Consider the following 13,100-nt stretch of genomic DNA (forward strand, 5'->3'; position numbering starts at 1 on the left):
CGGACCCCGGTGGCGGGCCGGGCCGGGCGGGCGGACCGGTGGGCAGGTGGGTGAGCGTGTGGTCCACGCGGTGAGTCGAGTGAGCGGGTGAGTGGGTGCGGCGGGCGGGTTGATGATCGGCCGAGGTCACAGGGCCCGTGCGAGGAAGTGGAGGGCGGCAGGGGGAGTGTCGGAGGCACGAGCTACAGTCCGTGCCCATGACAGATGAGTCGTGGGCAGGGTGGTACCGGGACCGGCAGGGATCCGATGCCGTCATCCTCACCACCGACGGACAGCAACTCCGCCTCCGTATCCGGGGCGTCGACTTCGAGGGCGAAAGCTTCGACGGTCTTCGCCCGGCCGCGGGCATGCCGGCCGAGGGCGATACGTTCGCCCTGGCGGACGGTGTGCTCAACGACTGCGTCCTGGAATGGGACCTGCCGTTCCCGGTCACCGCGGACGGGACGGCCCAGCAGGCGACGCTCAGTTGCCTGCTGTCCCTGCGCAGGCCGGACCCGTACCTCTACCTGGAGCTGCGGTTCGGCGGAGCGGCCTTCCGGTCCCATCGGGCCGAGAGTGACTTCGGGGCCGCGCTCGCCACCATCCAGCGGGTCCTTCCGCCCGGGATCCGGCTCCAGACCTGTATAGCCTGCGCCTTCTCGGACTACTTCCCGGCGCCGGGCCGTGGTCTGTCCGGTGGCCTCGCCTGCTTCCGGGGTGCCAAGGATGCCTACCGGGGGGCGGACGGCGAGGGCGATGTCCTCGATCTCTGGGACCGGCGCAGCGGTTTCGTCCAGGAGACCTGGAGCTGCCCGGAGTTCGAGCCCCGGCCGGCGGCGGGTGCGGGCACCGGCCACCGCGGCGCGTTCCCGCTCGAACTGGCCTGACCGCTTGCCCACCCGCTTGGCTGCTTGAACCGTCGGCCTCCCGTACCTCCCGTACCTCCCGTACCTCCCGTATTGACCAACCACCCACACCGCACCGGCCAACAACCTGCACCGCACCGGCCGGCCACCCGAACCCGCCTGACAGAGCGCCACCGTCAGGCGGGTTCGGCATTGCCCTGCCATTGCCGTGTCATTGCCCTGGCTCCATTGTTCTACTAGCATGCGAACAATGGAGGTTTTGATGAATCGAGAGAATGTCGGCCGCGTGGCCCTTGCAGTTCTGCCGTTCCTGCTCGCGCTCGCCGCCGACCTCATCCTTTTCGCCACCCGCCGTGACCGGCTGCCCGCGCAGCTGGCCAGCCACTTCGTGGGCAACGGCCGAGCGGACGACCACGCGGGCCAGGGCTCGTACATCGCGATCACCACGGTCCTGCTCATCGGGACCGGCGTCCTGTGGACCCTGATGGCGGTCGGGGGCAAGTTCACCGGCCCCGCGTACCGGAAGCTCGTCGCCAGTGGCTATGCCCTCGCCGGGTTCCTCGGCTACCTGATGGCGGTCGTCCTGCTCGTCAACGTGGATGCCGCGGAGGACGCGCAGGGCCGCGCGCAGGACGTCTCGTTCCCGATGTGGCACATCGTCGTGGCCCTGGGGGTCGCCGTGCTCGCGTTCGGGCTCGGTCTGCTGCTCGCCGCCCTGGTTCCCGTACCGGAGGGGCCCGCCGCCGACGGGTCGGCCGGTGACGGCGAACGGATCGCGCTGGCCGACGGGGAGGTCGCGGGGTGGGCGCGCAGCGCCGGCAACCGGTGGCTGCCGCCGGCCGCGCTCGCCGTGCTCGGAGCCGGGGTCGTCCTGCTGTTCACCACGGGCTGGGCCGCGGCGGTTCCGGCTCTCCTCGTCGGCGTGCTCGTGGCGAGCTTCGCCCGTCCCTGCGTCACCGTGGACCGGCGCGGCATCACGGTCTCCGGGGTGCTGCCGTGGCCGCGCATACGGGTCCCGCTCGACCGGATCGAGGCGGCGAGCAGCCGTAGGATCAATGTCCTTGCCGAGTACGGGGGCTGGGGCTACCGGATCCGCCCCGGGCGCACCGGAGTCATGATCCGTTCCGGTGAGGGGATCGTGGCACGGTTGTCCGGCGGACGGGACTTCGCGGTGACCGTCGACGACTCGGCGACCGCTGCCGCGCTCCTCAACACCCTGGTCGACCAGCGTCGAACGGAACACTGACCATGCTCTTCAGGGTCGACCCCACCTCCACCGTGCCGCTCGGCGACCAGATCGCGGCCTGTGTGCGCCGTGCCGTCGCCGAGGGGACGGTGGACCCCGGGGAGAGGCTGCCCGCCGCCCGGGTCCTCGCCGAATCGCTGGGCGTCAATGTGCACACGGCGCTGCGCGGCTACCAGCGACTGCGCGAGGAAGGGCTGATCGAACTGCGCCGGGGACGCGGCGCGGTGGTCGCCGTCGGCGCCTCCCCGCACCGCGCCAGGCTGCTGGAGCGGGTACGCGAGATGGTCGGCGACGCCCGTGAACTCGGGATGACGGAGGACGAGTTGCTGGCCCTCGTCCGCACCGAACTCAACAGCTGACACAGGCTGCCGGCCGCGAACAGCCGCCGGCGCGGTGCACGTCTGCGGACAACCGCCGGCGCGGTGCATGCGTTCGCGAACAGTCACCGGCACGGTGCACGCGTCCGGGAACGGTCACCGGCGCGGTGCACGCGTCCGCGGACAACCGCCGGGGCGGTGTCCGCGCCGCTAAGGGCCACCCCGTCCTGCGAGGTGGCCCCTTTGGGCTGGTGGGTCAGGAACCGCTGCGGGCGAGCGCGGCCGCGAAGCCGTTCTGCCACAGGGAGTTCACCCGGTTGCGCTCATTGGTGTTCGGATAGGGGTTGGTGCAGGACGTGCCGGGGCCGCCGCCCGACATCAGCTCGCTGCACGGTCCCGAGTAGTGGTCCGGCAGGCCGAGCACGTGACCGGTCTCGTGGGCCGTGACCCGGGTCGAGTTGTACTGCCGGTTCTGCGCGTAGTCGAGGAAGATGTAGCCGTTGCCGTGCATGTCGGTGCTGGCGTACGAGCCTCTCGAGTCATTGCCCTCGTAGTAGGTGAAGTCGGCTTTGGACCCCTCCTGGAGACGGACGTTGGAGACCGAGCTGTTCCAGATCTGCGCGCTGTTGGCTATCTGAGTGCGGAAGGTGGGTGCGTTGGCGGCGCTGTAGACGATGGTGACCGACTGGACGCCCGGGCGTGCGGCGCGCTTCTCGGCCACCGACTTCGCGACCGCATCGAAGAACGCCTTGTTGGCGGAGGCGTTCTCGTGCGATCCGGAGCGGGCGGTGTACGCGGCGTGGGGGGCCGAGGCCGACGAAGCAGGTGCCGGGGCGGCAGTGGCGAGCGCGGGGGCGGTGCCCAGCGCGGCGGCGAGGCCGAAGCCGAGGCCGATCACGGCCGACATGACGGTCCTGGGGTGATTCATGGGGGGTCTCCTACCAGTTACCTGTCCGAGGAACCCGTCCGATGATCGGACTCGGACGGGGGCGGTACGGAGAGAGTTTCGGTGAAGCGGAGCCGCAGCGGATGATGCCAACAGCCGATAGCGCCGCGTTATCACCCCGCGAGCACCCCGCGAGCACCTTTCGATCACCCCTGGGCGAGAACGGGGTGACGCGAGAGGGAACAAGCGGTGTCCGGCATTCCACCAACCGCTGGATTAGCGGTGTTTGATGGGGTTGGGGCGTCTGGTGCGGCACGGTCCCGCCGCCCTACTCTCGGCGGTATGGAGCTTGAGGTGAGGCACCTCAGGGCGCTGTGCGCCATCGCCGACACCGGCAGCCTGCACCGGGCGGCCCGCAGACTGGGCGTGAGCCAGCCCTCGCTCACCACTCAGCTGCGCCGGATCGAGAACTCCCTCGGCGCCGAGCTGTTCAGCCGCGAACGCACCGGCTGCCGCCCCACCCTGCTCGGCCACGCCGTCCTCAGCCGGGCCCGTCCGCTCGTGGACGGCATGCGGGCCCTGGTCACCGATGCGAAGGCGGAGGCGGAGGCGGCCCGCGCCGGTGGGCCCCGGCTGCGGATCGGCTGCACCGCCAGCCGGGTCATCGGTGGCTGGCTGCGCAGGCTGCGGATCCGGCTGCCGGGTACGGACATCTCGCTCCGGGTCGACGTGTCGGCCCACGCGCTGCTGCGTGCGGTGGAGGCTGGCCGGCTCGATGTCGCCTTCGTGCACGAGGTGGAGGGGTGCCCGCTGTACGTGCCGGACGGGCTGGTGCAGCGGGTTCTCGTGGACCGCGAACCGCAGTTCGTCTCGATGGCCCGCGACCATCCGGCCGCCGCCCTGCCCGTCGTCGACCTGACGGACCTGGCCGCCGACCGGTGGATGGTCGACCCCACGGTGGACGGCGAATGGGACGGCCTGCGCCGGGTGTTCGGGGCGGCCGGTGTCGCGCCGACCGTGCTGCACGGCGACTATCTCACCGCCGCCTCCCTCGTCGTCCTCGGCGAGGCAGTCGCCCCGTGCCAGCCGACCTCGGGCCCGCGCGACGACATGGCGATCCGCCCGCTGCGCGACGACCCGCTCGCCGTGCGCCTGCTGCTGGTCTCCCGGCCGGGCGCCGACATGGCCTCGGTGTACAAGGAGTTGGAGGCCGCCTACCGGGAGGCGGCCCGGCGGGCGGACGGATACCACCAGTGGCTGCTGCGCAACCGGAGCCCGCTCGCCCGTTACTCCTGAGTGCGGACCGGACCCGGCCCGAGCGCGGACCGGGTTCGACCGGTTCAGCCCGGAGCGAGGCGGGTTCCGGATCGGGGTGCGGGGAGGCAGAGTCGGTGCCATGAGGCTTCTGATGCTGGGTGGTACGGAATTCGTCGGACGGGCCGTCACCGAGGACGCCCTCGCGCGCGGCTGGGAGGTCACGGTGTTCCACCGCGGCCACCACGGGCCGCCGCCCGGCGCGGCCGAACTGATCGGCGACCGCATCGCGGAGGGCGGTCTGGCCGCGCTCGAAGCCGCCGGGGGTCCGGGGGACGGCACGTACGTCTGGGACCTGGTCGTCGACACCTGGAGCGGCGCTCCCTCGGTCGTACGGGACGCGGCCCGGCTGCTGTCGAGCCGTGCCAGGCGGTACACGTACGTCTCCAGCCGTTCCGTCTACGCGTACCCGGCCCCGGCCGGTCTGCCTGAGGACGGGCCGCTGGTGGACGGTGCCTCACCGGATGCCGGTGGCGACGTCTCGTACGCCCTGGCCAAACGTGGTGGCGAACTGGCCGTGCTGGACGCCTTCGGCGACCGGGCGTTGCTCGCCCGCGCGGGACTGATCATCGGCCCCCGGGAGAACATCGGCCGGCTGCCGTGGTGGCTGACGCGGATCGCCCGCGGCGGGCCCGTGCTTGCCCCCGGGACTCCTGATCTGCCCCTCCAGTACATCGATGCCCGCGACCTCGCCGGGTGGCTGTTGGACGCCGCCGGGAGCGGACTGCACGGACCGTACAACCTGGTCAGCCGTCCGGGGCACACCACGATGGGGGAGCTGCTCGACGCCTGCGTGCGTGTCACCGGCTCCGATGCGGAGCTGCGCTGGACCGACACCGCGGCGATTCTCGCGGCGGGCGTCGAGCCCTGGTCGGACCTGCCGGTCTGGCTGCCGCCGGGGGAGCTGTACGACAGCCTGCACCAGGGCGATGTCAGCCGGGCGCACGCCACGGGGCTGAGCTGTCGGCCGGTGCAGGAGACGGTCGCCGACACGTGGAAGTGGTTGTGCGAACTGGGCGGCAGCGCACCGCAGCGGCCCGACCGGCCCCAGGTGGGCCTCGATCCGCAGACCGAGGCAAAGCTGCTGACGGGCTGACGGGCTGACGGGCTGACGGGGGACCCTCGTCCGGTCCGCCGACCGCACCCACGTCCGTGCCCACGCCCGTGCCCGCGTCTGGGCCGTCGGCCGAGGTGGGTCCGGCCGTCCGCGAGACGGAAGAGGCCGACTGCCCGGCGTGGCATAGCCGATGAACACGTAATAAAGCTGCATATTGCGCTGTATGGGAACAAAAGCGCGCAGAATCGGTAAATCTCACCGCGCGGCGGTGACGGTGGCGGCAGCGGCGGCCATGGTGGGGGTCATCGCGCCCTCGGCGGTCGCCGATTCGCTGCCGGGCGATCTCGGCCCGTGTCTCGGGGACGAGTGCCTCTCGGTCTGGGAGGATCCGAACAACGGGCCCGTTACCCACCATGACAGCAACATCAACATCTATGTCGGCGGCGACTACCTGGTCAGGGAGGCCGCCGCGGAGGCCGAGGGGAAGATCGTCACTCTCGGCCGGTTCGACATGCGTAAACGGGACGGTGTCTCGCAGATCTACGACGTCGGCGTCGCGGGTGTGGGATCACGGGTGCCGCCGCCCAACGGCTCCGATTACCTGACGGTGGGCGGCGATCTGACCGTCGCCACCGGTCAGCGGCTGCTCGCCGAGGAAGGCGCCAACCACGGTGTGGTGCGCCACGCCCAGGGCCTCAACGGGACGGTGATCCCGACCGCCGTCCACGATGCCGATGCCGCCGCTCCGTACACCGCGCTGCGCGACGAACTGACGGCGGCCAGCCACTGCTACGCGTACGACGACAACGAGGACCACCGGCGTCCGACGACCGGAACGGTGCGGAACGACGGCTCCGAGACCGTCTTCACCGGCGACGGCAGCTCCGCCCTCCAGGTCTTCGCGCTGGACGCCGATGTGGCCACGGGCGCGGGCGGCGACCAGGGCGTCGTCTTCAACGGCGTTCCCGACAGTGCGACCGTGCTGGTCAACGTCTACGGAAGCGCCCGCAACATCAGTACGTACATGGGATCGTTGCCCCAGTCGGGACTGCGTGAACGCCTGATGTGGAACTTTCCGGACGCCACCGAGATCGGGCTGAAGGGTTCCGGCCAGTTCCAGGGCAGTGTGCTGATCGGGCAGCAGTCCAGTGTGGTCACCCTGATGATGTCCGGCATCAACGGCCGCTTCTACACCGCTGGTTCGCTGACCCACTCGTCGGCAGGAGAGTCGGGCGGCCAGGAACTGCACGCCTACCCGTTCAACGGCGAGTTGCCGGACTGCGGCGAGGAGCCCTCCCCGTCCCCGTCGCCCACGGACGAGTCACCGTCCCCCACGCCGTCGCCCACGGACGAGTCGCCGTCCCCGTCGCCCACGGACGAGTCGCCGTCGTCCTCCCCGTCTCCGAGCGACACGTCCCCGGGCCCGTCCCCCTCGCCGAGCGGCGAGTCCCCGGCCCCGTCCCCCTCCGACACCGTCCCCGCTCCGGAGCCGACCCGTACCCACACCTGGCCGCACCCGCCCAACCCGGGCGGCGAACTCCCGAACACGGGTTCGCACGGCGGTGAATGGGTGATCGGCGGGATCGCGGCAGCACTGCTGATCGCCGGATCGGCGGCCACGCTGGTGTCCCGGAGGACGCGTCGACGCGGCTAGTTTTGGCCCATGGCCGAACTGCTGCACCTCACCGAAGGACCACTGTGGGAGGCGGCCCGCGGGATCGGGACGTACGAGATGTCCACCCGCGGCCGCACCCTGCACGAAGAGGGCTTCATCCACTGCTCACTACCGCACCAGCTCCCTGGTGTGGCCGAGATGCTGTACGGCGCCGGGAGCCGGGCCGGAGCCGGTGACCAGGACCTCTTGGTGCTCGTCATCGACACCGAGCGGCTCCCCGCGCCCGTGCGGTACGAGTCGGTCACACCCGGCGGCGAGGAATTCCCGCACATCTACGGACCGGTCCCGGTCGACGCGGTCGTGGAGGTGCGCCCCTGGCAGCGCAAGGAAGGCGATCCCGCATGACCCCCTCGGACGACACGCACGGTTCCGAAGACCTCACGAGCGGCCCCCTCACGGCGGTCACCGGCGCGAGCGGCGCGCTGGGCGGCCGGGTCGCGAAGCGGCTGACCCGGGCCGGTGTTCCTGTCCGGTTGCTGGGACGCGACCCGTCCCGGCTGCCGCGACTGCCCGGCGCCGACACCGCGCCGGCCGCTCCCTACGGAGACGGGGAGGCGATGCGCCGCGCACTGGCCGGGGCGCACACCCTGTTCCTCGTCTCGGCGCACGAGAGCCCGGACCGGGTGCGCGAGCACATGACCGCCGTGGACGCGGCGGTGGCGGCGGGCGTCGAACGGATCGTGTACGTCTCCTTCCTCGGCGCCGCACCCGACGCGACGTTCACGTTCGCCCGGGACCACTGGGACACCGAGGCGCACATCCGCGTCTCCGGCGTCCGCCACACCTTCCTGCGCGACAGCTGGTATCTCTCCGGCCTCCCGGCGATGACCGGCACCGACGGCGTGCTGCGCGGCCCGGCCGGTGACGGCAGGGTGGCGGCGGTGTCCCACGAGGACATCGCCGACGCCGCGACCGCGGTCCTGCTGCCCGCCGGCGATCCGGCGGCCGACGCCGCGCACGACGGGGAGACGTACGACCTGACAGGGCCCGAGGCGTTCACCCTCGCCGAAGCGGCCGAGGAACTGAGCCGGGCCACCGGACGGACCATCACCTACGTACCGGAGACACGGGAGGAGGCCTACGCCTCACGGTCCAGGTACGGCGCGCAGGACTGGGAGGTGGCCGGCTGGGTGACGTCGTACGAGGCCATCGCGGCGGGGGAGATGGCCGCCGTCTCGGACGCCGTACCGAGGCTCACCGGCCGACCGGCCAAGGACCTGGCCACGTACCTCAGGGAACACCCGAACAGCTACCGGCACCTCCTCACCGAGGACTGACGCACGAACAGGCCATCCGGGTCGGTGCCCCGGCGGAGCACCCGGCCCGGCCTGCCCGTCCCGATCTGCCCGCTCCGACCTGCTCGCCCCGACCTGTCCCGCCCCACCCCGACGAGCCGACCGGAACCCGATGCGGACGGAAACCCCCTGGGGCCCCTGGGACCCGTTGTCCCTCGCTGAAGCCGTCCGCCTGCTCGCCGCGCTGCGCACGCCGTGGTGGATCGCGGGCGGGTACGCGGTCGAACTGGCCGTCGGCCGCGCGTACCGGGACCACGGCGACATCGACGTGCTCCTGCTGCGCCACGACCAGCTCGCAGTCCAGCAGGTGCTGCCGGGCTGGGAGTGGTGGGCCGCCGATCCGCCCGGCACCCTGCGGCCCTGGCGCCCCGGGGAGATCCTGCCGGCGCACGTCCACGACATCTGGTGCCGACCGGGGCCGGACCAGCCGTGGCGCGTCCAGTTCATGCTCGACGACGTGGACGGCGGTGACTGGGTGTTCCGGCGTGACCCCAGGATCCGGCTCCCGCTGGACCAGCTGGGCACGGCCACCGGGGACGGCGTCCCCCACCTCCTGCCGCAGGTGCAACTGCTGTACAAGTCCCGGTGCCGGCGCCCCAAGGACGAACAGGACTTCGAGGCCGCACTGCCGGTCCTCGACGACGACCAGCGCTCCTGGCTGACCGAGACGATCACCCTGGCCGAGGGCGCGGACCACCCCTGGGCGGCCCGGCTTCGCGCGGGCTGAGGCCCGGCCCGCGCGGGTGTGCGGGCCGGGCTCGGTTCACGCGTGCGGGCTGGGCTCAGCTCACGTACGCACCCGCCCTCGCGGCCGCCGCGGCGGCGTCGGCGGCGCGATCGGCGGTCGCCTCGTCGAGCGGATCGCCGCTGGCCAGCAGACGGTAGTAGAGCGGCGCCGACACGGCACGGATCACCTCGTCCGGATCCGTGCCCGCGGGTAGTTCGCCGCGCTCGACGGCCTCGGTGACGCAGCCGGACCACTCCTTGATCCGGATCGCGTAGAAGCGGTGCAGGGCCCGAGCCGTGCGCTCGTCGCAGGTCGCCGCCGCGATCACGGAGCGGAACAGGGCGCCCTGGCGCGGGTCGGTGAGGGTCTTGAGCACGAGCCGGGCGTTGGCCCGGAGGTCCTCGGCCAGCGAGCCGACTGCCGTGCGCGGGGACGACTGCTCGGCCATGTCGTCGAGCAGATCCGCGATCAGCCCGGTGGGGCTGGACCAGCGGCGGTAGACGGTCGTCTTGCCGACCTCCGCGCGGCGTGCGACATCGGCGAGGTCGAGGCGGTCGAAGCCGTGCTCGGCCAGCGCGTCGCCCGCCGCGCGCTCGACTCCAGAGGGCTGACCTTCTTGGGCTCGGAGTGCAGCGCGCTGACGCCCTGAACCTCCATGTAGGCCTCGGCCACGAGAAGGGCGACGAGACCAGGGCCGGCCCAGGCAATTCGCGCGATGACGCGTCATGCAAGCGGGTAATGGCCGACGTCGGCGCGGCCGAGATCGACGTACCCAGAGACCGGACGGCTCCTGGGCCGTTGACGCCAGGCATCGAGTTCTTCGGTGGCCTCGTCGGTCGCGCGGGGAACAGGTCGCGGGAGAGGTCCACGTCGCAGATCTCCGCGAAGACCACCAGGGCTTACGCAAAACAAGACACACCGCGACGTAACAGCAACTGCCGTGTATTCCAACGCTGTTGATGTATAATCAGGGCCCCTCGCAGGGAATTCCCACCAATGCGGCCTTCACTCAATTCACCTCGTGATGCACACGCATGCCCGCGATTCCAAACGAGAGGTACACCTGTGCGTAAGTTCGGAACCCGTATTACCTGGAAGCGGATCGGTACGGTTGCTTCCATCTCGACCCTCCCATTGGCCCTCGCGAGCCCCGCTGGGCTGTCGTGAAGTACTCGTACATGCAGGGTGGAGTCGCCGGCTTCAACTCGCATCCTGTGACCGATGACGGAGGTACCGGCGGGAACAAGGTGGACTTCACCGGATGCCATACGGACTCGGGTGGAAGTGTGACTGTTCAGCTGCGTCGTGCTGTCATCGGACCCGACACCGGATACGACGAAAAGACGTACACGGCATGCTTCAACGGTGGAACGTCGTCCGGCGAGTGGGGTGCCGGAATCGAGGGCCACGACTACTACTTCCGCATAACCGAGGTCGATGGCAGTTCGATAGTCGGCCCGACGATCGGCGTCGATCAGACCCGTATGTCGTTCTAGGTGACACTGGATTCTGAATACCTGGGTGGAGACCTGAAACGCAGTTCTCCACCTGCCTCTTGATGAAACAGACAGAGGCACCCCCACGCTGAAATGCCAAGGTGTCGCATGCCCATTTCGATGTCCGAGTGTTCCTTTTCCTATCGGCGTAGACGCCCGGTGCTGCGTGATCTCAGCTATACGCTGCCGCCCGGGCGGACCGTGCTCCTGGGTCCGAACGGAGCGGGAAAGAGTACCCTGTTGGGCTTGTGCGCATCTGCGCTGCGCCCCGATTCCGGTTCCGTCACCTATGGCGACCTGAGCACCGGCCGGCGTCGCGCGCTGCCCGCGTTCCGTAGGCGCGTGGCATGGATGCCTCAGCAGGTGGAGCAGGTGCAGGGGCTCACGGCCCGGGATCAGGTCGCGTATTCCGGTTGGCTCAAGGGGATGCCCCGGCGCGAGGCGTGGCGTGAGGCTCTCCAGGCCCTGGATCGCGTGGAGTTGGCCGATCGGGCGGATGACAAGGTCCAGGAACTCTCCGGGGGGCAGCAGCGGCGCGTCGCAGTGGCGCAGGCCCTCGTGCATGACGCAGAGGTCCTTCTCCTCGATGAGCCGACAGCGGGCATGGATCCCCGGCAGCGGCAGGTCTTCCACCAGATTCTCGCCGATCTGTCGAAGGAGGTGCACATCGCTCTCTCCACCCATGACACCTCGGACATCGCCAACTCGTACGACTCAGTCGTAGTTCTGTCGGACGGTCAGGTGCGCTTCTCGGGAACAGTGGTGGACTTCCTTTCCCACGCGAGCGCGACGGCGACATCCGACGAGCAGCGGGCCACCTCCGCTTATCAGGCCTTCATCGAGATCGATGGGGCGATCTCGTGGTGAACCGATTCCCCTTTGCTCGGCACTCGGGCGCCATCGGGCTCGGAGCCCCGACGGTGGCTCTGGCCATATACTTCACCGCCTACCAGCCCATGCCGTTCACCGGTGAGGATTCCATCGTCGTGGTCTCGGTGGCCCTGAGGGTCGCCGCGTTGGGAATCGCTTTGGTGGCCGCCTGGGACGCAGGGAGGCTTCGCCAGGCTCGGATCACAGCCGCCCCGTCCAGCCGCCCCCTGCTGCGAATATTTGTCGATGCGATGGCCCCCACCCTGGTCCTGATGATCATCAGCTGGGCGGCGTCCTTCCTGTTCGTGATCAGCTATCTGGGAGGCCCCGCACCAGGGTTCCACGACACCGTTCCAATGGTCCGAAGTCTTGCGATCCCCTTCAGTGCAGTAGCAGTCGGCTTCCTCCTCGGGCTCTCCCTTCCGCCCGTTATCGCCCGCCCCCTTGCGGTGGTGATCACGGCGCTGTGGGTCTTCGTCGCCTATACGCTGGGTATCCCATGGCTGCGGGCGATATCCGGATTCGACATGAGCACTCCGACCTATACGGATGTCGTGGACCGCGCCTACCTCATGGCACCGGCGATCCTGGCTCTCGGGCTGCTGCTCGGTCTTGTCGCGCTCAGCCTGCTCTCACGTCCGGCGCTGCGCGCCGCCGCCGTGGTCTGCTGTGTCCTCGCGGGCTTCGGGGCGTCGTATCCTCTGGTGAGTGACGCCCCGCGCTACGCCGACCCCACCGTTCCCCGCACTTGGGCAACGACGTGTGAGCGAACTGCCCCGGTGATCTGTGTGCCCGGCGAGTTCGCCGACGACATCCCCGCGCTGCACCGCTCCGCTCAACACGCGCTGCCCCGCCTGCGAGAGGTCGGGTTCACCCCACCCCGGAAGCTGGCCTTCGTCTCGGAGGATCTACCGCTGGCACGCGACACCTGGCGAACCTTCCTCCAGAAGCCGGTGACCCGCCACCGCAGCCGGGCCGTCTACGTCAGCGCCTTGGTTCCGACAGGGCTCCACGACTGCCCGGACCTTCCTGATGACTACGTTTATCCGGGGCGCGGAGCCGCTTCCGCCTGGATCGGCCTGACGGTTGGGATGTCGGAGGCAGAGGCCGCCCGCAGCTACGGACCCAGCGGTGTGTACCGGGCACGCTGGGTGCGCAGCCTCCCCAAGGCGAAGCAGTACGCTTGGTACAAGCAGCAGTTGAGTTACCTCGAGTCCTGCGACGAGCAGGTCCACGAGAAGGCCCGGGCGGGGGCCAAGGACGAGAACGAGCGGGGCCGAGCGCTGGGCCCGCAGTTGGAGGATGCGGCGGACATGGCACCGGGGGTGGACCGTTGACCCTCTGGGCGCGCGCACGAAGAATCTGGCTGCTG

At 70.3% G+C, this 13,100-nt stretch carries 14 protein-coding genes; 12 read left to right on the top strand and 2 right to left on the bottom strand.

Translation table 11 applies throughout. The features are described from left to right. The first annotated feature begins 197 nt into the window (after positions 1–197). From FHX80_RS20525 to FHX80_RS20535, 3 genes are all read left to right on the top strand, one after another. Complete coding sequence (locus tag FHX80_RS20525; RefSeq protein WP_145765533.1) at positions 198–866, top strand: DUF6304 family protein; 669 nt, start codon at positions 198–200, stop codon at positions 864–866. 241 nt (positions 867–1,107) lie between these two features. Continuing rightward, the gene (locus FHX80_RS20530; protein ID WP_145765534.1) at positions 1,108–2,091 is read left to right on the top strand and encodes a DUF1648 domain-containing protein; all 984 of its coding nucleotides are present in this window, start codon (positions 1,108–1,110) and stop codon (positions 2,089–2,091) included. Between the two features lie 2 nt (positions 2,092–2,093). Next, the gene (locus tag FHX80_RS20535; protein ID WP_145765535.1) at positions 2,094–2,450 is read left to right on the top strand and encodes a GntR family transcriptional regulator; all 357 of its coding nucleotides are present in this window, start codon (positions 2,094–2,096) and stop codon (positions 2,448–2,450) included. Positions 2,451–2,664: 214 nt separating this feature from the next. Here FHX80_RS20535 and snpA read toward each other — a convergent pair whose 3' ends face one another. Then, positions 2,665–3,336, bottom strand: a complete 672-nt coding sequence (gene snpA, locus FHX80_RS20540) for a snapalysin (RefSeq protein WP_244318346.1) — start codon at positions 3,334–3,336, stop codon at positions 2,665–2,667. A 300-nt stretch (positions 3,337–3,636) separates the two neighbouring features. Between snpA and FHX80_RS20545 the strand changes: the two genes are divergently transcribed. The 6 genes from FHX80_RS20545 to FHX80_RS20570 all read left to right on the top strand — a co-directional run bounded on the left by FHX80_RS20545 (position 3,637) and on the right by FHX80_RS20570 (position 9,362). After that, positions 3,637–4,590 (top strand): LysR family transcriptional regulator, encoded by a 954-nt coding sequence (locus FHX80_RS20545; protein ID WP_208764692.1) that lies wholly within the window; start codon positions 3,637–3,639, stop codon positions 4,588–4,590. 112 nt (positions 4,591–4,702) lie between these two features. Continuing rightward, on the top strand, positions 4,703–5,704 hold the full coding sequence (locus tag FHX80_RS20550; RefSeq protein ID WP_145767405.1) for an NAD-dependent epimerase/dehydratase family protein: 1,002 nt from the start codon (positions 4,703–4,705) through the stop codon (positions 5,702–5,704). Between the two features lie 184 nt (positions 5,705–5,888). After that, entirely contained in the window at positions 5,889–7,319 is a 1,431-nt protein-coding gene (locus FHX80_RS20555) for a choice-of-anchor A family protein (RefSeq protein WP_145765536.1), read from the top strand. 9 nt (positions 7,320–7,328) lie between these two features. After that, on the top strand, positions 7,329–7,685 hold the full coding sequence (locus FHX80_RS20560) for a DUF952 domain-containing protein (RefSeq protein WP_145765537.1): 357 nt from the start codon (positions 7,329–7,331) through the stop codon (positions 7,683–7,685). Next, positions 7,682–8,617 carry an NAD(P)H-binding protein gene (locus tag FHX80_RS20565; protein ID WP_145765538.1) on the top strand — a complete coding sequence of 312 codons (936 nt, stop codon included), beginning with the start codon at positions 7,682–7,684 and terminating at the stop codon, positions 8,615–8,617. The genes FHX80_RS20560 and FHX80_RS20565 overlap by 4 nt, the downstream gene beginning before the upstream one ends. Positions 8,618–8,747: 130 nt before the next feature. After that, positions 8,748–9,362, top strand: a complete 615-nt coding sequence (locus FHX80_RS20570; protein WP_145765539.1) for a nucleotidyltransferase domain-containing protein — start codon at positions 8,748–8,750, stop codon at positions 9,360–9,362. A gap of 55 nt (positions 9,363–9,417) precedes the next feature. Here the strand turns inward: FHX80_RS20570 and FHX80_RS20575 are convergent, their stop codons facing one another. After that, the gene (locus tag FHX80_RS20575; protein WP_244318348.1) at positions 9,418–10,089 is read right to left on the bottom strand and encodes a TetR/AcrR family transcriptional regulator; all 672 of its coding nucleotides are present in this window, start codon (positions 10,087–10,089) and stop codon (positions 9,418–9,420) included. A 559-nt stretch (positions 10,090–10,648) separates the two neighbouring features. Between FHX80_RS20575 and FHX80_RS20580 the strand changes: the two genes are divergently transcribed. The 3 genes from FHX80_RS20580 (at position 10,649) to FHX80_RS20590 (ending at position 13,065) form a co-directional block, all read left to right on the top strand. Further along, a complete protein-coding gene (locus tag FHX80_RS20580) occupies positions 10,649–10,858 on the top strand; it encodes a hypothetical protein (RefSeq protein ID WP_145765540.1) in 210 nt (69 codons plus the stop codon). 108 nt (positions 10,859–10,966) lie between these two features. Further along, positions 10,967–11,725 carry an ATP-binding cassette domain-containing protein gene (locus FHX80_RS20585; protein WP_145765541.1) on the top strand — a complete coding sequence of 253 codons (759 nt, stop codon included), beginning with the start codon at positions 10,967–10,969 and terminating at the stop codon, positions 11,723–11,725. Positions 11,726–11,778: 53 nt separating this feature from the next. Beyond that, positions 11,779–13,065 (top strand): DUF7224 domain-containing protein, encoded by a 1,287-nt coding sequence (locus tag FHX80_RS20590; protein ID WP_145765542.1) that lies wholly within the window; start codon positions 11,779–11,781, stop codon positions 13,063–13,065. Positions 13,066–13,100: the final 35 nt, after the last annotated feature.

The sequence above is a fragment of the Streptomyces brevispora genome, from assembly GCF_007829885.1.
GTDB lineage: Bacteria > Actinomycetota > Actinomycetes > Streptomycetales > Streptomycetaceae > Streptomyces > Streptomyces brevispora.